At 60.2% G+C, this 18,010-nt stretch carries 20 protein-coding genes; 8 read left to right on the forward strand and 12 right to left on the reverse strand.

Annotated features, from left to right (window positions below):
• Positions 1 to 7: 7 nt before the first annotated feature.
• A complete protein-coding gene (gene rpe / locus HDF08_RS00790) occupies positions 8 to 685 on the reverse strand; it encodes a ribulose-phosphate 3-epimerase (protein WP_179636556.1) in 678 nt (225 codons plus the stop codon).
• Between the two features lie 126 nt (positions 686 to 811).
• Here rpe and HDF08_RS00795 point away from each other — a divergent pair, with 126 nt between their 5' ends.
• A complete protein-coding gene (locus HDF08_RS00795) occupies positions 812 to 1,873 on the forward strand; it encodes a linear amide C-N hydrolase (RefSeq protein ID WP_179638707.1) in 1,062 nt (353 codons plus the stop codon).
• 37 nt (positions 1,874 to 1,910) lie between these two features.
• On the opposite strand, the gene HDF08_RS00800 is transcribed toward HDF08_RS00795, so the two are convergent.
• Positions 1,911 to 3,455, reverse strand: a complete 1,545-nt coding sequence (locus HDF08_RS00800; protein ID WP_179636557.1) for a carboxylesterase/lipase family protein — start codon at positions 3,453 to 3,455, stop codon at positions 1,911 to 1,913.
• A gap of 123 nt (positions 3,456 to 3,578) precedes the next feature.
• Between HDF08_RS00800 and HDF08_RS00805 the strand changes: the two genes are divergently transcribed.
• Positions 3,579 to 4,016: an RNA polymerase sigma factor gene (locus tag HDF08_RS00805; RefSeq protein WP_179636558.1), complete on the forward strand. Its 438-nt coding sequence runs from the start codon at positions 3,579 to 3,581 to the stop codon at positions 4,014 to 4,016.
• Between the two features lie 284 nt (positions 4,017 to 4,300).
• Here the strand turns inward: HDF08_RS00805 and HDF08_RS00810 are convergent, their stop codons facing one another.
• The 3 genes from HDF08_RS00810 to HDF08_RS00820 form a co-directional block, all read right to left on the reverse strand.
• Complete coding sequence (locus tag HDF08_RS00810) at positions 4,301 to 4,663, reverse strand: STAS domain-containing protein (RefSeq protein ID WP_179636559.1); 363 nt, start codon at positions 4,661 to 4,663, stop codon at positions 4,301 to 4,303.
• A 142-nt stretch (positions 4,664 to 4,805) separates the two neighbouring features.
• Entirely contained in the window at positions 4,806 to 6,197 is a 1,392-nt protein-coding gene (locus HDF08_RS00815) for an excinuclease ABC subunit UvrC (protein ID WP_179636560.1), read from the reverse strand.
• A 43-nt stretch (positions 6,198 to 6,240) separates the two neighbouring features.
• Positions 6,241 to 7,644, reverse strand: coding sequence for a TldD/PmbA family protein (locus HDF08_RS00820; protein WP_179636561.1), 1,404 nt, complete (start codon positions 7,642 to 7,644; stop codon positions 6,241 to 6,243).
• A gap of 80 nt (positions 7,645 to 7,724) precedes the next feature.
• Here HDF08_RS00820 and HDF08_RS00825 point away from each other — a divergent pair, with 80 nt between their 5' ends.
• Complete coding sequence (locus tag HDF08_RS00825; protein ID WP_179636562.1) at positions 7,725 to 8,201, forward strand: ester cyclase; 477 nt, start codon at positions 7,725 to 7,727, stop codon at positions 8,199 to 8,201.
• Between the two features lie 45 nt (positions 8,202 to 8,246).
• Here HDF08_RS00825 and HDF08_RS00830 read toward each other — a convergent pair whose 3' ends face one another.
• From HDF08_RS00830 to HDF08_RS00845, 4 genes are all read right to left on the reverse strand, one after another.
• Entirely contained in the window at positions 8,247 to 8,555 is a 309-nt protein-coding gene (locus tag HDF08_RS00830) for a hypothetical protein (protein WP_179636563.1), read from the reverse strand.
• A gap of 102 nt (positions 8,556 to 8,657) precedes the next feature.
• Positions 8,658 to 8,966: a hypothetical protein gene (locus HDF08_RS00835; RefSeq protein ID WP_179636564.1), complete on the reverse strand. Its 309-nt coding sequence runs from the start codon at positions 8,964 to 8,966 to the stop codon at positions 8,658 to 8,660.
• Positions 8,966 to 10,429 carry a metalloprotease TldD gene (tldD, locus tag HDF08_RS00840; protein ID WP_179636565.1) on the reverse strand — a complete coding sequence of 488 codons (1,464 nt, stop codon included), beginning with the start codon at positions 10,427 to 10,429 and terminating at the stop codon, positions 8,966 to 8,968. Before tldD ends, HDF08_RS00835 begins: the two co-directional genes overlap by 1 nt.
• Positions 10,430 to 10,548: 119 nt before the next feature.
• Positions 10,549 to 11,436 (reverse strand): glycoside hydrolase domain-containing protein, encoded by an 888-nt coding sequence (locus HDF08_RS00845; protein ID WP_257030816.1) that lies wholly within the window; start codon positions 11,434 to 11,436, stop codon positions 10,549 to 10,551.
• 56 nt (positions 11,437 to 11,492) lie between these two features.
• Between HDF08_RS00845 and HDF08_RS00850 the strand changes: the two genes are divergently transcribed.
• Genes HDF08_RS00850 through HDF08_RS00860 form a run of 3 tightly spaced genes read left to right on the forward strand, consistent with a single transcriptional unit; the run spans position 11,493 to position 14,138 of the window.
• Positions 11,493 to 12,026: a YfiT family bacillithiol transferase gene (locus HDF08_RS00850; RefSeq protein ID WP_179636566.1), complete on the forward strand. Its 534-nt coding sequence runs from the start codon at positions 11,493 to 11,495 to the stop codon at positions 12,024 to 12,026.
• A 13-nt stretch (positions 12,027 to 12,039) separates the two neighbouring features.
• On the forward strand, positions 12,040 to 12,462 hold the full coding sequence (locus HDF08_RS00855; protein ID WP_179636567.1) for a GNAT family N-acetyltransferase: 423 nt from the start codon (positions 12,040 to 12,042) through the stop codon (positions 12,460 to 12,462).
• Positions 12,463 to 12,506: 44 nt separating this feature from the next.
• A complete protein-coding gene (locus tag HDF08_RS00860) occupies positions 12,507 to 14,138 on the forward strand; it encodes a hypothetical protein (protein WP_179636568.1) in 1,632 nt (543 codons plus the stop codon).
• Positions 14,139 to 14,186: 48 nt separating this feature from the next.
• Here the strand turns inward: HDF08_RS00860 and HDF08_RS00865 are convergent, their stop codons facing one another.
• Both HDF08_RS00865 and rpmE read right to left on the reverse strand, forming a co-directional pair.
• On the reverse strand, positions 14,187 to 15,482 hold the full coding sequence (locus tag HDF08_RS00865) for a tRNA dihydrouridine synthase (RefSeq protein WP_179636569.1): 1,296 nt from the start codon (positions 15,480 to 15,482) through the stop codon (positions 14,187 to 14,189).
• A gap of 104 nt (positions 15,483 to 15,586) precedes the next feature.
• Complete coding sequence (gene rpmE, locus HDF08_RS00870) at positions 15,587 to 15,823, reverse strand: 50S ribosomal protein L31 (protein WP_179586303.1); 237 nt, start codon at positions 15,821 to 15,823, stop codon at positions 15,587 to 15,589.
• Between the two features lie 198 nt (positions 15,824 to 16,021).
• Here rpmE and HDF08_RS00875 point away from each other — a divergent pair, with 198 nt between their 5' ends.
• Positions 16,022 to 16,777, forward strand: coding sequence for an ATP-binding protein (locus tag HDF08_RS00875; protein WP_179636570.1), 756 nt, complete (start codon positions 16,022 to 16,024; stop codon positions 16,775 to 16,777).
• A gap of 75 nt (positions 16,778 to 16,852) precedes the next feature.
• On the opposite strand, the gene HDF08_RS00880 is transcribed toward HDF08_RS00875, so the two are convergent.
• Positions 16,853 to 17,017: a hypothetical protein gene (locus HDF08_RS00880; RefSeq protein ID WP_179636571.1), complete on the reverse strand. Its 165-nt coding sequence runs from the start codon at positions 17,015 to 17,017 to the stop codon at positions 16,853 to 16,855.
• A 244-nt stretch (positions 17,018 to 17,261) separates the two neighbouring features.
• Here HDF08_RS00880 and HDF08_RS00885 point away from each other — a divergent pair, with 244 nt between their 5' ends.
• Positions 17,262 to 17,867, forward strand: a complete 606-nt coding sequence (locus tag HDF08_RS00885; RefSeq protein ID WP_257030817.1) for a DUF2393 domain-containing protein — start codon at positions 17,262 to 17,264, stop codon at positions 17,865 to 17,867.
• Positions 17,868 to 18,010 lie beyond the last annotated feature (143 nt).

An 18,010-nucleotide genomic window follows, 5' to 3' on the forward strand; every position in this document is an offset into this window, starting at 1 on the left:
ATCGTTCCTACACGACTTGTGCCGGGGCTGCGGCCCGGGCGATTTTGAGAAATTCCACGGCGTTCTGCTCGGTCTTGCCGGGGCTGAAGATGGCTGAGCCGGCGACGAGCATGTCAGCTCCTGCTTCGACGACCTGAGCGACGGTATCGTGAGCGACGCCGCCATCTACTTCGATACGAAAGTTGAGGCCCATCTCCTCGCGCAGCTCTGCGAGGTGGGCGATCTTGTCGAGCGCGAGCGGCAGGAACTTCTGTCCGCCGAAGCCTGGGTTCACGCTCATCACCAGCACATGGTGCAGCATCGGAAGGACTTCGACCAGTGTGTCGACTGGAGTTGCGGGGTTAATGACGACGGCCGGCAACATGCCGTGATGGATGATCTGCTGGAGGGTGCGATGGAGGTGGCGGCAGACCTCCTGGTGGACGCTCATCATATCCGCTCCTGCTTCGGCGAAGTCGGCGATGAAGTTGTCGGGATCTTCGACCATCATGTGGCAGTCGAGGGGGAGCCTGGTGATGGGGCGGAGGGCTTTGACGACAGGCGGGCCGAAGGTGATGTTGGGGACGAAGTGGCCGTCCATGACGTCGACATGGAGGATGGTGGCTCCGCCCTGCTCCACGAGGGCGACTTCGTCGGCAAGGTGGGCGAAGTCTGCGGCGAGGATGGATGCTGCCAGTTCAATCACGTGAATAAACTCCTGCGGAAGAGTTTATCAGCGCAAGATGACGTATTTTTCGTTGGCGATTGGGATGCGGAGGTTTATTGTGACTCCGCCGAATCATTTTGCGTACCGGAGGTTCCTATGTTGAGGATGGCGCGTTGGCTGTGCTCTTTCGTTCTTCTCCTGACCGTCGCTCTTTCCCCTGAGACAGACTTGCGTGCCTGGGCGTGTACGCGGGCTGTCTACCTGGGACCGGACGGCGAGGTGATTACCTCTCGTTCGATGGATTGGCAGGTTGATATAGGCACGGATCTTTATATCCTCCCCCGTGGGATGGAGCGGAACGGGGAGGTGGGAGCGGAGTCGCTGAAGTGGAGATCGAAGTACGGAAGCGTGGTGGCCACGGGATATGACGTCTCGACGACCGATGGGATGAATGAGAAGGGTATGGTGACGAATCTACTGTGGCTGGTGGAGTCGGAGTATCCAAAGCCGGTTGCAGGGAAGCCAGGGATGGCGATCTCCTTGTGGGCGCAGTGGGTGCTGGACAACTTCTCTACGGTGGCAGAGGCGGTGGACGCTCTGGAGCAGGAGCCCTTCACGCTGGTCACTGCGAATGTGCCGGGAGAGAAGAGGCTCGCAACCGTGCACCTATCGATGTCGGACGCGACAGGCGATAGCGCGATTGTGGAGTACATCGATGGCAAACAGACGATTCACCATGACCGCAAGTATCAGGTGATGACGAACTCACCCGCATTCGAACAGCAGTTGGCGCTGGATACCTACTGGAAGGGTATTGGTGGAACGGTGATGCTGCCGGGGACTAATCGTGCGGCGGACAGGTTTGCGCGGGCTTCTTTCTACATCAATGCAATTCCACAGGGAGAGAGTGCGGATATTACGGTTGCCAGCGTCTTCAGCGTGATTCGGAATGTGTCGGTGCCGTACGGGCTGACGACACCGGATCAACCGAATATCTCGTCGACACGATGGAGAACGGTGGCCGATCAGAAGAGGATGATTTACTTCTTCGAGTCCGCGGTGACACCGAATACCTTTTGGGTGAACTTCAAGGATATCGATTTCTCCGCTGAGACCGGGAAGGTGCAGAAGCTTGACCTGGGAAAGAACCAGAGCCATGTCTATGCGGGGAATGCTGTGAAGGATTTTGTGGTCAGCAAGCCGTTCAAGTTTCTTGGACTCCCTTGAGGTAGCGTCCTTTCTGCTCGGAACCAGCGATTGAATTTTATAGAGTTTCGTTCCATAACTGGAGCTCGGCGGCTTGTGGAGACTGTTCTACGCGGCTTTCGGCGCTGGCCTTCTCTCCGAAGATCATGGTTGAGCGGCTTTGTTCGTCGTAGAGCGGCCATGCGGGAAGCCCAGGCGCTGCTGGAGCTTCGCCGCGGATAAAGGCGGCCCAGGCAGTGTGCATCTGCTTGCCGAGGGCGGCTTCGGCTGCGGCATCCGCAACGTGCTCGTGAGGATGATTCCAGACCATGCCGACGTCGAGTGAGTGATAGGCGTTGTCTTTGAGTCGGCCGCTGGTCTCCTGGAACTCCAGCTCGTAGACATACGCGCTGCCGCCGCCTTTAAGATGCGCCTCGGCGACGCGGAGGGAGGGAATCCAATACTCTTCTGCCGTGACGGCACGAATGCGGCGCTGCTGGACGCTGAGTTGCGGATAGATCTCCTTGTATTTTTGATAGACCGCATCGAACTTCGCGACGCTCATGTTGCCGAGCTGAATCGCCGTTGCATCTTTGGCCGGATGGGGACCGAGGAAGATCGCGCTCTCTTCGCGGTTGGTACCGATCAACAGTCTCTTTCCTCGGGTCGAGCCGCCGGCGATAGTCTCTACGGGAAGACGTGGGATGAGGGTTCCGTCGAGTTCGGCACGCAGCGGGAAGTGATGCGGCCAGGTCTCCATGAACTCTTGCTGGGCCTGGATGAGGGCTGCTCCTGCGGCTGTCTTCAGGCTTGTGAGGTCGCTGCCTGACTGCTTCTGCCAGATGTCGCCGAAGCCCTTTGCGACGGCTGCGCTTGCGGCATGATCCCAGATACGTTCGGCTCCGCCGCTCTCGGAGATCATCTGGTGGAAGAGCGACTGAGCCGTGGGAATGCCCATCAGGGTGCCGATCAGCTTGGCGCCGGCAGATTCCCCACTGATGGTTACGCGGGCGGGATCGCCGCCGAAGGCACTGATGTTCTTCTGTATCCACGACAACGCAGTCATCAGATCACGCAGCGCATTGTTCGCGGAGCCTGCGTATTGCTCACCGAGGAGAGGTTCGTAGTCCAGGAAGCCGAAGACGCCAAGACGATACTCGACCGAGATGCTGATGATGCCTTCGCGGGCAAAGTCGGTACCGTCGTACATGGACTCGAAGGCGTGGCCGTCGGTGAAGCCTCCTCCGTGGATCCAGACGAAGACGGGGAAGGGTCCGGTGCCTTCGGGAGCCCAAAGGTTCAGGTAGAGGCAGTCTTCGCTGTGCGGTACGTCGAGCTGTTTATGCTGCATGGGCGCGGCGGGGAACTGCGTTGCCTCCCGTTCGCCCTTCCACGGGGACACTTTTTGTGTGGGAAGAAAACGCAGCGGCCCGACGGGCGGCTCGGCAAAGGGAACGCCACGGAAGACGCGGACTCCCGCGCTGCTCTCGCCGCGCAAGGCTCCGCTCGGAGTGTGGACGATGGTTGGCGCTGCGGTAGTCGATGCGAAAAGATTGCGGGTTCGGAAGGCACATGCGGCCAGGGAGCCGTTTGCCAGGAAGCTTCGGCGAGTGAGTATAGGCATCGTCGATCAGTTTAGCTGCAAGAGCCCAACAGGGTTTCAAGTTCGGTCACTGATCCTGAAGCAGCCACAATAATTGTCGAGCGAAAGCTGGCATCGGCCGTCTGTCTTGTTAGAAGGGACATAATGACGTCGGTCGAGGGATACAGTTTGGCTTTGTCTGCCGCGGAGGGTTCTCGATCGGAGATTAATCCCGCAGCTCTGGTGGAGACTTACTCCGCGCTTCTGTTTCGTGTAGCTCATTCAGTTTTGCGGAGCCAAGCGGAGGCCGAGGACGTTGTTCAGGATGTCTTCGTTCGCGTTCTCGAACATCGCAGGTCGTTGCCGGCAGTACGCGACATGCGGGTCTGGTTGATTCGCATCGCGTGGAACCTTGCCATTGACCGCAGGCGTCGCATAAATCCAGATCAGATGGACGAAAGCTTCGTGCGGCGGTTGGTTGCTAAGAGTGTGCCAGCAGACGAGGCAATAGACGAAGCGCAGCGCATGCGGGCCGTTTTACGGGAGTTGGAGAGGTTACCCAAGGGGGAACGCCACGTCATGCCTACCTCGATGTGGGCATGAACTTTGACGCTACGCTGGATGAGTTTGCGAACGGCGTCAGATTAAATTCCAAGGTGGAGCAGTTGAGCATGGCGGATGAGAGGTCTGGTGCTGGACCACAAGCCCCGATCATCCGACAGACTCAGATACAAAGCACGTCCTTCCTGACCGCAGGCAGGCCGCTGATTCTGGGTTCGCTAGATATCCCAGGAAGCACGCGACACGTGGATATTGAGGTGGTCATGGATCTCGTTAGATGATTCCTCGAAGACTTATCCGAGATTGCCGCCACGCCTTATGAGCGCTCAGGCGACTGTGATTCCATGATCTTCTGCAGAGGCGAACGTCGACAGCAGGTTGGTCATCTTCAACAGATTTCGCAACTGCTTGCCGAGGTGCAGGAGCTGGAACTCACACCCTGCGCCCTTCGCGTGTGCATACAGCCGGACGATCGTTCCCAGGCCCATGCTGTCCACATAGGTCAGGTCTCCGAGATCGAGCACCAGCACTTTGCTGCTGGCGGCAACCTCCTTCAACTCCTGGTAAAAAACGTCCGTGAGACCGGCCACTAGACGGCCGTGGCACGTCACAACGGCGGTTTCACCTTCACGTTTAATCTCATAGGTTAATGGCTTGACGGGGACTGCGGGGGCTACATCTTCAGGCATCGGGCAGCTCCATGGGGCAGGAATGAATACATTGAGACAATAACCCTACCGGAGCATTTTTGCACACTGGTCACGTCTTATGCCCAGGCGAGCTTGTCATGCGGCTCATGCGGCGTTGAGAAGGTCGCTCTCTGAGCTGACCTCAGCGATTCTTCGGCAAAACAGGGACGACCCTTTCGACGTCTGGCCGGCCTTCGTGGAGGATCTTTGTCTTGATTCCTTTTGCAGCTTCTTTTGCGGCGTCGCGCTGGGTTTCGGCCATGGGTTTGGGATCGCCGAGGACCATGCGGGCCGCGCCGCGCAGGATCTTGCGGATGGGCCACGCGCCCTTGTCGCCCCCGTCTTCGTTGGGGAAGAAGATCTCGCCGTTGCGTTGCTTTTCGGGGCGATAGTACCAGCGGCGCAGCAAGGAGAGATGGTCGCTGAGAAGCGCGAGATCGCTGGACGGCTCAGCTCGGGCTTCGAGGAGAGAGAGGACGTGTGTGGCACGGGCTTCGGGAGAGTTGGAGGTGCCGGGGGTGTCGGTTGCCGCGCCTTCGAGCGGGATGGCGTGCAGCATCAGCGGCTGCGCGAAGAGGGAGCTGCCGACGCTGGTCTGCTCGCGTACGGCACGCACGCCAAGGGTGGAGAGGCGCTCGGGGCCGATGATGCAGCCTCCGTTGAGCAGGAACAGGGCGGCTTGTTCCGCGTGCTCCTTCTCCTGCGCGGCTGTCTGGACGATGATGGCCTTCAGCTTCGGGATGGGGCGCACGATCCAGTCGGCGAGGGCCTGCGCGGCTTTTACTTTCTGCCATTGCGCGTGGAGGGCGGCGGCCTTTTCGAACTGCATCGCGGAGGAGGCCACTTCGCGCTCGAGGCCGATGGCGATGATCATGCTCTCGCCGCGGGTGTCGAAGAATTTTTTTACGGCCTCGGCTTCGGCGGCGTATTCCTCGGGCGTGCAGGCTTGCTTGCAGGGTTCGATGCACTTGTTCATCTCACCGTAGACGCAGCCGGGGTGGTCGGGATAGGGCGCGAGGTCTTCGTAGCAGCGGCGGAGTTTGAAGAGGTCGAGGACGGCGTCGCAATAGCGCTCGGCGGCGAGGCGCGAGGGGAAGGGGCCGTACATCTGGGCGAGGCCGCGCTTGGAGAGCTTGTTGGTGGAGTAGACGCGGGGGAAGGCGTTTTCCATCGTCATGCGAAGGAAGTAAGGAGTGTGGAGCTTGAGGCGGCGACGTGCCTCGGTATATCCGAAGTGTGCTGCTGTTGCTTGATAGAGGACGAGGGAGGACTCGAAGGCGGAGCCGGTGACGCAGTACTCGATGCGCGCTACTTTTTCGCGGAGGTTGAGGCGCTTGGATTGCGACTCGGGTGGATCGAGCAGACGCCGCATGCGACGGCGAAGGTCGGCGGTCTGGGTGAGGTAGGGTGCGTCTTCTTTGCGGGCGCCGAAGAGCGCGAAGACCCCGGGGAGGGCGGGGATGGTGCGGAGGATCTCGTCTGCCTGGCCCGGGGTGAAGTCTAGAACGTGATCGAAATGGAAGCTGGTTGCCACAACGTGAATTGTAGTCTTGCTTTATCTGAAGACGCGCTACAACTTACGCGCCGGCGATCATCATGCCTTCGATGCGCATGGTGGGGGCGGCACTGGCTCCGCGGAAGACGAGGTCGTTGCCGATGGCGACGATGTTTTTGTACATGTCTTTGAGGTTGCCGGCGATGGTGATCTCTTCGACCGGGTAGGCGAGTTCGCCGTTCTCGATCCAGAGGCCGCTAGCGCCTTGCGAGTAGTCGCCGGTGACGAGGTTGACGCCGAAGCCCATCGTCTCGGTGACGTAGAGGCCGGATTTGATGTCGCCGATGATCTGCTCAGGGGTGAGTGTGCCGGCTTCGAGGAAGAAGTTGCCCGCGCCGATGCCGGGGTTGCCGGCGAGTCCGCGGGAGGCGTTGCCGGTGGACTTCATGTTGAGCTTGCGCGCGGTGTAGGTGTTCGAGACGTAGTTCTTGAGGATGCCGCGTTCGACCAGCACGGTGCGGCGCGTGGGAAGGCCTTCGCCGTCGAAGGGGCGCGTGCCGAAGCCGCCGATACCTGCTCCATCATCGAAACGGTGAATGATGGTTCCATCGTCGATGACGGTGATGTTTTCGCCTGCGACCTGCTCGCCCAGCATGCCGCTGAAGAAGGAGGCGTTGCGGTAGATGGCGTCGCCGTTGGCTGCGTCGAAGATGTTGCCGATGATGGAGCGGGCGATCTCGGGCGAAAAGACGACGGGGGCCTTTTGCGTCTTGACCTGGCGTGCGCCGAGTCGTTTGAGGGTGCGGCGTGCGGCTTCCTGGCCGATCTCTTCGGGGTTCTCGAGTTTCTTCACGGTGCGCGAGTTCGAGAACCAGTAGTTGCGTTGCATGTTGCCCTTCTCGTCGTGGGCGATGGGCGCGGCGGAAAACCCGCAGTAGCTGCGGCGGTACTCGCCGCTGAAGCCGCGGGAGTTCATCAGGATCTTGTGCGAGGTGGAGGTGTCGAAGTCACCGCCGCCGGAGTTCTGGATGCGAGTGTCGTAGGCTAGGGCTGCGGCCTCGGTGCGTCGGGCGATCTCGATGCGCTCGGCGGGAGGCATCTCGTTAACATCATCGAAGAAGAGGTGCTGATCCTCTTCGATCTGGCCGAACTCGTGTGCTTCGGGCAGGCCGGCGAAGGGATCTTCGCTGGTGATCTTCGCAAGCGTGATAGCTCCTTCGACGAGGCGCTGAATGCTGTCATTCGAAAAATCTGAAGAGGAAGTGCTCGCCGTGCGCTGGGCTTTCCCTGAGGCGAGGAAGACCCGCAGACCAACTGCTCGCGAGCCTGATTCTTTCAGGGTTTCGACTTGTCCCAACCGCACCAACGCGGAGAACTCATCGCCTTCGTAGACGACAGCCTCAGCATCGGTGGCTCCTGCCTTGAGGGCATGGCTGAGGACATCGGAGGCAAGCTGGCGGAGGTTCGCGGTCGTCTGGGTTGGCATGGTCTCTTCAGGATAATTGGTTTGAGCTGACTTTTCTGACGAAGGCAACAGTTGTATCTAGTGGGCGGAGAGTGGCTGATATGATGCTCGATGTTATTTCACATCGGCTGAATCAGGAGATGCGAGTGTCAGAGTTCGGAAGTGCATCTGGGAACGTCGCAGTCATCGCCAGGTTTTTGGAAGAGGTCATCAATCAAGGGCGGCTGGAGCAGGCCGACGAAATTGTTGCGGTTGACTTTGTCGAGCTTGATCCTCTTCCGGGTCAGCGGCAGGGACGAGAGGGTTTGAAAGAGGTCATCGCGATGCTGCGCGCTGCATTCCCGGACATTCACTGGGTTGCGGACGAGACAGTAGCTAGTGGAGACAAGGTTGTCACTCGCTTTACGTGGACAGGCACCCATCGAGGAACATTTCTCGGTGTTCCTGCTACGGGCAGGAGCGTCAACGTCAAAGGCGTCGTCATCGACCGCCTGGTCGGGGGCAAGATGACAGACAGTCGAATCCTGATGGATAACCTGACGATGATGCAGCAGCTTGGCGTCATTCCAAGGGCATAGCCAGGAACGATCGCCCCGGCTGGAGCTAACACTCAGCGAACCGTGTTAGCGAACAGGGGAAGCGGAGGGGCGTGCCTGACGGCCGTCGGTGGCTTTGAGGAAGTACATGCCGGCTGCGCAGTATTCGGAGTCGGTCTTCAGCTTGTGCTCGATGTGCGTAGCGGGGCCGTCTTCGGAGCGGCGTTTGAAGACCTTTACTGCGCCACCGCAGCTCATGCAGCGGAACTCTGTGTCGTTGTCTTCGAGTGCGACTGTGATCGGCTTGACCTTCCAGAACGACTCGTAACCACCTGCTGCTCTGACGCGGCGACGCTTTACTTCACACTCATAAAACTTTTCACGTTCGACTGCCATGGGATACCTCGAGATTCGGCGCGGTTAGTTCGTACGTTTGGTCGTACTTTCAGGTGTCGTGCGCAGAGGGCCTGGGGAAAGTTGGTGCAACGAAGCAGTCAGCTACTCGACGGGGTGCTGCGAAGGTCTGGGCTCGCGGCCGTCGGTGGCTTTCTTGAAGAGCATTCCGTTGGCGCAGTACTCGGAGTCTGCCGGGGACTTATGCTCGACGTACGGTACAGTGCCGGTCTTGCCGTTGCGGCCGAGCAACTTCACCTCGCCGAAGCAATCCTTGCAGCGAAACTCCGTGTCGTTGTCGACGAGCGCGTCGGCCACTGGCTTGACCTTCCAGAAAGGCTCGTAGCCTCCGCCGGTTTTTACGCGCCGGCGTTTTACTTCGCACTCGTATATCTTTTCGCGTTCGACAGCCATTATTGTCCCGTTCCCCCGACCGTCATTCGGTCGAGCTTTACTGTGGGCATGCCTACGCCGACCGGCACACTTTGCCCCGCCTTGCCGCAGGTGCCGATGCCTTCGTCGAGTGCCAGATCGTTGCCGACCATCGACACATACTTCAATGCTTCAGGGCCGTTGCCGATCAGCGTTGCACCTTTCACGGGCCGAGTTACTTTGCCGTCCTCGATCAGGTACGCTTCGCTGGCAGAGAAGACGAACTTGCCGTTGGTGATGTCGACCTGTCCGCCACCGAAGTTCACCGCGTAGAGGCCGCGCTTGACGCTCTTGATGATGTCCTCGGGCATGTCCTCCCCGTTCAACATATAGGTGTTGGTCATGCGCGGCATGGGGATGTGGTGATAGCTCTCGCGGCGTCCGCTGCCGGTGCTGGGCGTACCCATCAGGCGTCCGTTGAGCTTGTCGGAGAGGAAGCCTTTGAGGATGCCGTTTTCGATCAGCGTGGTCTCCTGCGTCGGGTTTCCTTCATCATCCATGTTGATGGAGCCGCGGCGTCCGGGCATCAGTCCGTTGTCGACGACCGTCACCTTGGGGCTTGCAACCTGCTGGCCGATGAGTCCGGCGAAGGCAGAGGTCTTCTTGCGGTTAAAGTCGGCTTCGAGGCCGTGACCTACGGCTTCATGCAGTAGAACGCCGGGCCAGCCGGGGCCGAGGACGACGGGCATCTCGCCTGCTGGAGCGTCGACGGCTCCGAGCTGGAGGATCGCGGTTCGTGCGGCCTCGCGGGCGTGGTGCTCTGGGGATTTGTCTGTTCCTCCGGGGCCGCCGGCGCTTTCGAAGAAATCCATGGTGACGCGACCGCCACCGCCACTGGTGCCCCGTGCTGTGTTTACTCCGTCCTTCGCGATGACGAAGACATTGAGGCGGGCAAGCGGTTGGGTGTCCGATGCGAAGGTGCCGTCGGATGCGGCGACCAGGATGCGGCGAAGCTCATCGTTGAAGCCGGCGCGGACCTGCGTGATGCGGGAGTCGTAGGCGCGGGCGGCCTTGTCGGCGCGCTGGATCAGAGCCAGCTTTGCGGCGATCTCGGCATCGCTCGTGGCTCCGGCGACAGGGTAGAGCGAGGGGGTGTCGGTCTGGCGAAATCCGCTCATCAGCTCTTTGGCCGGGCCGCTGGCGATCAGGGCCGCCGTTCGGGCTGCGCGGAGCAGGCGCTCGCTTGAAAGATCGTCGGTATAGGCGTAGCCGGTGCGCTCGCCCGAGACGACGCGGATGCCGCAACCAACGCTGATCCCCTGGCTCGCCGACTTGACCAGGGACTCGTCGATACCCAGAGAGGTGGACGTAACCGACTCAAAGTAAAGGTCCGCATACTCGCCTCCGGCTGAGAGGGCCTCGCCCAGACAGCGTTCCATCAGGCGTTCCGACAGACCAAGTTTTTCGATGAAGTAGCGTTTGTGGTCAGGTGCGGGTATGGTCATCTAGATTGATTCTAGGCTTCCAAGGGAGCCGCGGCAAATAACGCCCTTTCGGAGGTGCGGCTGGAGTATGCTCGTCTATCTCCCTTTTTCGCGAAGGTCAGCTCGCTTTCGGGCTCGTTTCAGCGCCCATGCGACGGGTCGGCGGAGCTTGAAACACTAAGGTCCAACGGGAAATTTGGCAGATCCGGAGTGTAGCAGTTGCCGTCGGCGGCGTAGGTTTTGCCACAGGCCGCGGTAATCTCCTTGCGTCGCGGCGACTGAGCGTACTGCCACACCGCTATGTCCGGGGTGCCGCTGGAGTCGAGCGGAGGGGGCTTCAGGCTGCATCCGTTGGCGGGCGGGCAGGCGTCCTGGTAGGCCCAGATCACGATGTGGTGCAGATGCTGTGCGGCCACCTGCTCGCGAATATTCTGCACGGTGGTGATGGTCTTGCCGGGGCCGTCGCCGACTGGCTGGCCGCTGCCATAGACTCCGGGCAGATAGCCCAGGTGGGCGACTGCCTCTGTCCATGCAAGAAGATAGGCAGACTGGTCTTCGGTGAGGCGGCCGCCTTCCTCCTGATCCAAAAAGATAATGGTGTTGGCGGCGAAGTTTTGACGGTGCGCTGCGACGACGGCGGCTGTGGCGTCCTTCGTTCCCAGCGAGGCAGGCGATGTTCCGGAGCGCTTCTCCTTCTTGATCTCCGCCTCCAGCCGACCGTTGAACAGGACGAGAAAGCCGAAGCCATTGCGCACCAATGTCTCGCGCTTGCCAATCCAGCCGTTCTGTCTTTCGCCGGGAGGATTGTTGAGCCAGTACCCCACGAAGGCGAAGTGTCGACTTAGCGCAGGCAGAGCCTCATCGCCGGGATAGTCATTGCTGTCAAAGCCGATATAGGGGCCCATGGTGAGAACCGTACCGATGGGCTGCTGCGCATAACTATTGATAACGCAAACAAGAAGGAGGAGTGGGTGAAACGCTGAGAGTCGCATAAGGGGAGGCTTTGAGATGCGCAACTGAATCTTCATGGTAGGTTACACAATTTCGTGTGCTAAGTTGCTGGTAGAGGTATGGAGGCGAGGCCATGGCGCTTACAGATATCGACCCGAGGTACCCTATAGGCGACTTTGAAGCGCCCGCATCCATCTCTGCGGACGAGCGTACCGGGGCGATTGCAACCCTCGCAGAGCTGCCGGAACAGCTGCGTAATGCAGTGGACGGATTGAGCTCGGGACAGTTGAGCACGCCCTATCGCGAAGGGGGCTGGACGCTGCGCCAAGTGGTGCATCACGTCGCAGACAGTCATATGAACGCCCTCGTCCGGGTGAAGCTTGCGCTGACCGAAGACTGGCCTGCGGTCAAATCTTATGACGAAGCCGCCTGGGCGAAGCTGCATGATATGGCTGCGCCGGTGGAGTGGTCTTTGGAGTTGGTGGAAGCCCTTCATGCGCGATGGGTGATGCTGCTTCAGTCACTCAACGAACAGCAGTGGCAGCGTGGATACAACCATCCCCAGGATGGCCGGGTCACGGTAGAGCTGTCGGCGCTGACCTATGCCTGGCACTCGCGCCATCATGTGGCACACATCACGCATCTGCGCGCGACAGAAGGATGGTAGCGGAAGTCCGCGTATGACCACCATTCAGATCGCTACGATGCCAAGCGAGATTGACCTCTGCTTCCCGGTGATGCGCCAGCTTCGGCCCATGTTAGCTGCCGAGGAGTTCGTTGGCCGCATTCAAACCCAACAGGCCGAGGGGTATCAGCTCGCCTATCTTGAGTCGGACGGCGCGATCGTGTCGGTCGCCGGCTTCCGCATGCAGAATCTGCTGTGGAGCGGCAAGACGCTCTATGTGGATGATCTGGTGACGGACGAGGCGGCGCGGTCGAAGGGGCATGGCGAGTCGATGCTGACGTGGCTGATTGCGCTGGCCAAAGAGGCGGGATGCACCACCTTCATGCTCGACTCAGGAACGCACCGGCACGAGGCGCACGCGTTCTACTTCCGCCATGGGCTACGCATCTCCGACTTTCACTTCAAGCTTTCGTTGTAGATCGCGAGAGCTTTTCCGGCTCGCAGATGTGCTAACGTTCGGCTATGCCGCCAAGAGCCTCCTCCGCGGAGCCCGTACAGACGGTGGAACAGATCTCCGCTGCTCTCGAAAGTTTTCTAGCTGAGTCTCCCCGCGCGGTGGTGCTGGAGGATGGCAAGGCACTCTTCGATATGCGCGAGGCGAAGTACAAGCTCGCGACCGAGCATGGCCGTTGCACACTGCATCTTTGGGGAGAAGACCGCAATCTCGTCCGGCGAGTCATTAGTACGGTCCTGCGCAATGGTGTTCTGCGGCTGAGCATGCATCGCTTCGGACAGACCAAACCTCAGACTCTCGAACTTGTAACCGATCGCGATCGCCGCACGCCTTCCACGCGTGAGGCAACGCGGGTGAAGTATCTGCGGGTGCTGGAGCGGGTTCTGCTGCGCAGCTTTCCCGAGTTCAAGGTCGGCGGGCTTCGCACAGCGATGGATCTGGAAAAGAGCTTTGGGCCTGCGTATGCGCGGGGATCGCTTCTGCAGGGGCAGAAGGTGTGGGCCGTGATCGCCGTCAATGAAGAGGAGACGCAGGCAACCGTCGATGGCATCCTGACCCTGGGGATCCTGTGGCTGCAACACTGCCGCGAGTCCGGCGATGGGCGAAGGCTGTATCAGGGGTTGAAGCTGATCGTGCCGCGTGGAATGGCGATGCTAACACTCTCGCGGATGGCTTGGCTCAACCCGGCGGTCGCGCAGTGGGAGCTGTGGGAGTTGGATCAAAGGTCCGAAGAGCTGGAGCAGCGCGACGCCGCCGACCACGGCAACCTAACTACACGCCTGATGCATGCGCCCAACGAGCAGGCCGCACACGAACGATTCGCCGACTCGAAGCAGCGCGTGATGGCGCTGGTGCCGGAGACGATGCGCGAGGTGGTGGAGCAGCGTCTTCGCAGTGGCACGGAGCTTGCGTTTCTGCTGCATGGTCTGGAGTTTGCACGGGTGCGAATGGGCTACGCAGGGAACTCGTTCAACAGTGCGCAGGAGATCACGTTCGGCGCCGGCGCCAATGAGACTCCGCTGACCGAAGAGAACCAGAGCGAGTTGCAGGAGTTGGTGGAGCGCTTGTTTGCACGGCGCATTGCCGGCGGCGACAAGCGCGATCCGCTCTATCGCATGCAGCCCGAACGCTGGCTCGAGAGCGTGCTGCGGCGCGATGTGGAGCCGCTCGATACGCGCCTCGATCCGAAGCATGTCTACACGCAGGTGCCTGCGTTCGCCGCAGCGGATCGCGGAATGCTCGACCTGCTCGGTGTCACCGATGACGGACGGCTGGCGGTCATCGAGTTGAAGGCCGACGAAGATCTTCATCTTGCTCTGCAGGGGCTTGATTATTGGGTGCGGGTGCGGTGGCATCATCTGCAGAACCCCGACAACGCCACGGGCCTTGGAGAGTTTCAGCGACATGGATACTTCGGTGGGTTGCGGCTGTCGACCGAGCCTCCGCGCCTGTATCTTGTGGCTCCCGCGCTGCGAGTTCATCCGGCGACGGAGGTCGTTCTGCGCTATCTTTCGCCGCGGGTCGAATGGACACTCGTAGCGCTGGATGAGCGTTGGCGTGCAAAGGTGAAGGCTGTATGGCGCAAACGAAATACCGACACCGGATCACATTCGACGCACGTGCTGCAGGGCAGAGTCTGACTCTCTGGCGACTGTTACGCGATGAAATGTCTGACGGATGGTCGTCGATCAGTCGCAGTAGGCAGCGGCTGAGGCGAGCATCGTCTCGTCGACTTCTGCGACGGCGTCTTCCTTCTCGGTGGCCGTCACGCGAGTGGCGAAGAAACTCTCAATCGCGCTGAGAACTGCGTCGCCGTTCTTCGATTCAAAGATCTGTTTGCGCAGTGCGCCTCCACCCGGAACGCCATGCGTGAACCAGCTTGCGAACTGCTTCATCTTCCCGACGCAGTCGCGGTGGCGCTGCTCGCGTGCGACCTGGCCTGCCGCAGTAATGGCCTCCGCGCGCGCTGCTTCGGCTCGCTCCTCGATGGCGATCTCGTCGACCAGCATCTGGAAGTAGGTGCGGATCATGCGATAGCGATCCTGGTCTGTGGGGTGATCGTAAGTGCCCACGCCGGTGGCCTCTTTCGACGCGGTGTACTGCGCGATCTGGCGGAAGATCCACGGATTCGACGGTGCAGTGCGGCCGATCATCACGGCGTCGCAGCCGGTCATGTCGACCATCGCGGCTGCGTCCTCAGGGGTGCGGATGTCGCCGTTTCCGATGACCGGAATCTTCACGGCGTCCTTTACGGCGGCGATGTACTCCCAACGTGCCTGGCCGGTGTAGCCGTCTTCGCGGGTGCGGGCGTGCAGGGCTACTGCATTCAGGCCGCAGTCTTCGGCCATCTTCGCAAGTTCGACGCAGACGATGTGCTTGTCGTTCCAGCCCATGCGGAACTTCACGGTGAAGGGAATCGAGACAGCGGTGCGGATAGTCTTGAAGATCGTCTCGATGAGCGGCAGATCGCGCAGCAGACCGGAGCCGCCGTTGCAGGCGACGACGCGCTTGGCCGGGCAGCCGAGGTTCAGGTCAACAATATCGAAGCCGGCATCCTGCACGATGCGTGCTGAATCAGCCAGCGTCGCAGGGTTCGAGCCAAAGAGCTGAGCGGAGATCGGGTGCTCGTCGTCGTAATAAGTCAGGTAGCGTTTGCGCTTGGTCTCGCGCATGCGGGAGAGGCCGTCGGCGGAGGTGAACTCCGTCATGATGAGGCCGCAGCCGGATTGCTGGTTCGAAGTCATGCTGTCGACGTTGGCCGAAGAGTCTGCAACTCCGTCGGCGGGAGTCGCAAACTGGCTGGCGTTTTTGATGAAGCGGCGAAAGACCGTGTCGGTGACACCGGCCATGGGAGCGAGAATCGTCGCAGGCGCGATCTTGACGTTGCCGATGGTGAAGCTTGCAGGCACGCGGGAGTGCTCGGGCATCGCGTGCTCGGCTGGATCGTCCCAGCGCTTCTGCTCGAGGGTGTATCGCTTCTTCATGGCAACAGGTGCTCGTGGTTCTTGTTCGTGACTAGTGTAGACAATTTAGACAAAACAATGGCCCCCGCGTGGTGCGGAGGCCCCTGGGTGATTTAGGCGTCCGCTTACTTCGCGGCAGTCTCGGCCTTGCCGGCGTCCGACTTGGCGAACTTGCGGCGGAAGCGCTCGACGCGACCTGCGGTGTCGATCAGCTTCTGCTTGCCGGTGAAGAACGGGTGGCAGGCGGAGCAGATTTCGACGACGATGTCGCCCTTGTGCGTGGAGCGGGTCTCAAACGTGTTCCCGCAGGCGCACTTGACGTGGATGTTGTCGTACTTCGGGTGAATACCTTCTTTTGGCATGGTAACTATCCTTTTCTCAATCTTGGGTATGCCTGCCGGCTCGCGGATCGCTTGCAACGGAAGAGTTCACGTCACATCGAAAGGCCTGTCGCGCCGCCGCTTGCGCCTTTTCGGAGCGCTCAAGCAGTTTCCTCAGTTTAACTCAGATTCGCACAGGGGGCAATTGGATTCAGATGCTGCCATACTGAAGGGACGGCTATGAGTGAAGTTTGCACGATATGCGGTGGGGCGGGGATGCTGGTCCTGCAGGAGGATGGCAGGCAGTTCGTCAAAGACTGCGTCTGCCGGGTGCAGAGGCGCGCCGAACGGATGTTGGGCCGCACCCACATCCCAAAGCGGTATGAACACTGCTCGCTCGAAAGCTACGAGACCGATTTTCCCTCCTCGAATCGGTCGCTCAGTCTGGCCCATCTTCGCGCACGGAAGTTTGTCGACGGCTACCCGCTGGAGACGGTTGGAACCGGGCTGTTGCTCACCGGGTCGATTGGCGTCGGCAAGACGCATCTCGCAGTTGGGATTCTGCAGGCCCTGGTGGCCGAACGCGGCGCTACCGGCCTCTTCTTCGACTACCGCGACCTGTTGAAGCAGGTGCAGAACAGCTACAACAACAAGGTCTCTGCCACCGAACTCGAGGTGCTGGCGCCCGTCTTTGACGCCGAGGTGCTGGTGCTGGACGAACTCGGCGCCTCCAAACCTACAGACTGGGTCTGGGACACGGTCGCGCACATCCTGAACACACGCTATAACGACCGCCGCACCACGATCATCACCACCAACTACGCCAATGCAGGCCCCCTGGGCACCGAGAGCGGTCCACGCGGCGCGATGCGCGAGGAGACCCTTGGCGACAGGATCGGCGAACGCATGCGCTCGCGCCTGCAGGAGATGTGCGTTGTTGTGGAGATGCAGGGCGAGGACTTCCGCCAGAAGGTCAAGCGCGCCAGCTTTGCTTAGGGTTGTTGTTTCAAATAAGAGCAGCGCAGCTTCAGAACACAGGGAAAGGCCCGTACCACGTAGGCCCGGCGAGGGTTAGAGCAGCGTAAATAGCAGAAACAAGCCAGCCGTCAGTGCAGCGAACTGATACATGCGGTCGGCCGCAATTGGAACCACAACACCCTCGGCTGTCTGCAGGCCCTTGTTCAAATCCAGCGGTGAGAAGGGAAGCTGCTGCGTAAGATCGATCTGCTCGTTCATGCCTGGCCTCTCCTCAAGTCGCGTCTCAGATGCCGCTGGGTAAAGTCTCGTGCAAGTGCATTACTCGACACCCTATAGATGTTCCTTAACGCGAGAATGCATCAGGAAGTTCTGGTCTTGACGTGAAAATTTGTCAAAGTTTTGTGACCGACTCTTGGATGATTCTCTTTTTGAGAACCACTGGGGGCAGTGAAGCCAGGAGCCCACGCTGCTGGCCGCCTCCAGCGGTATAAAATCTCCGCTTATGAGCGAACAGCGTCGTCCTCTCGATCCCCCGGTTGATCCATCTGTCTCCCAAAGTACCCCGATCCCACCACGCAGCGAGACCAGCAGCGGCCAGCCTGCGATGTTCGCCAGCAAGCCGCCCGAGGGCGGCGGAGTGCCGGTCGCAGCCTGGGGGGTAGCTGGGTTGGTCGTGCTGGTGGTGCTCCTCGGCCTGGTCTTTGCCACGCGGCACAAGTCCCAGGCGTCCCCCAATACGATCCAGCCGTTAGCCGCCTATGCCGCTGAGCTTCCCCTTTCGCAGCTTGCCATGAGCGAGTCGACCAGCCTCTCAGGAGGAAAATCGACCTTTATTGACGGCCATATCCAAAACGCAGGGGGGCAGACCGTCTCAGGCATCAGCGTACAGGTCATCTTCCGCAACGACGAGGCCATGCCCCCGCAGGTAGAGACACTGCCGCTATCTGTAGTTCGGATGCGTGAACCCTATATCGATACCCAGCCCATAAGCGCGGCTCCCCTGAAGCCGGGCGAGGAACGGGACTTTCGCCTTATCTTCGAGACGATCCCAGCCAACTGGAACACGCAAATGCCCGAGATTCACATTATTAGTGTGGACACAAAATAGCTGCCCACTGGGACATCGGGTAATAGTTACCCGCCTGGCCGGAAGATTTTGCGTGAGTCGGTTGTAATGTCCCAGCGGGCTGAGGCTGCCCCACTTCTCTAAGCCATTTATTTTCAACTGGCTGACACGTTAAGTAGTTTGGC

This window comes from Tunturiibacter empetritectus (assembly GCF_013410875.1).
GTDB classification, from domain to species: Bacteria; Acidobacteriota; Terriglobia; order Terriglobales; family Acidobacteriaceae; genus Edaphobacter; species Edaphobacter empetritectus.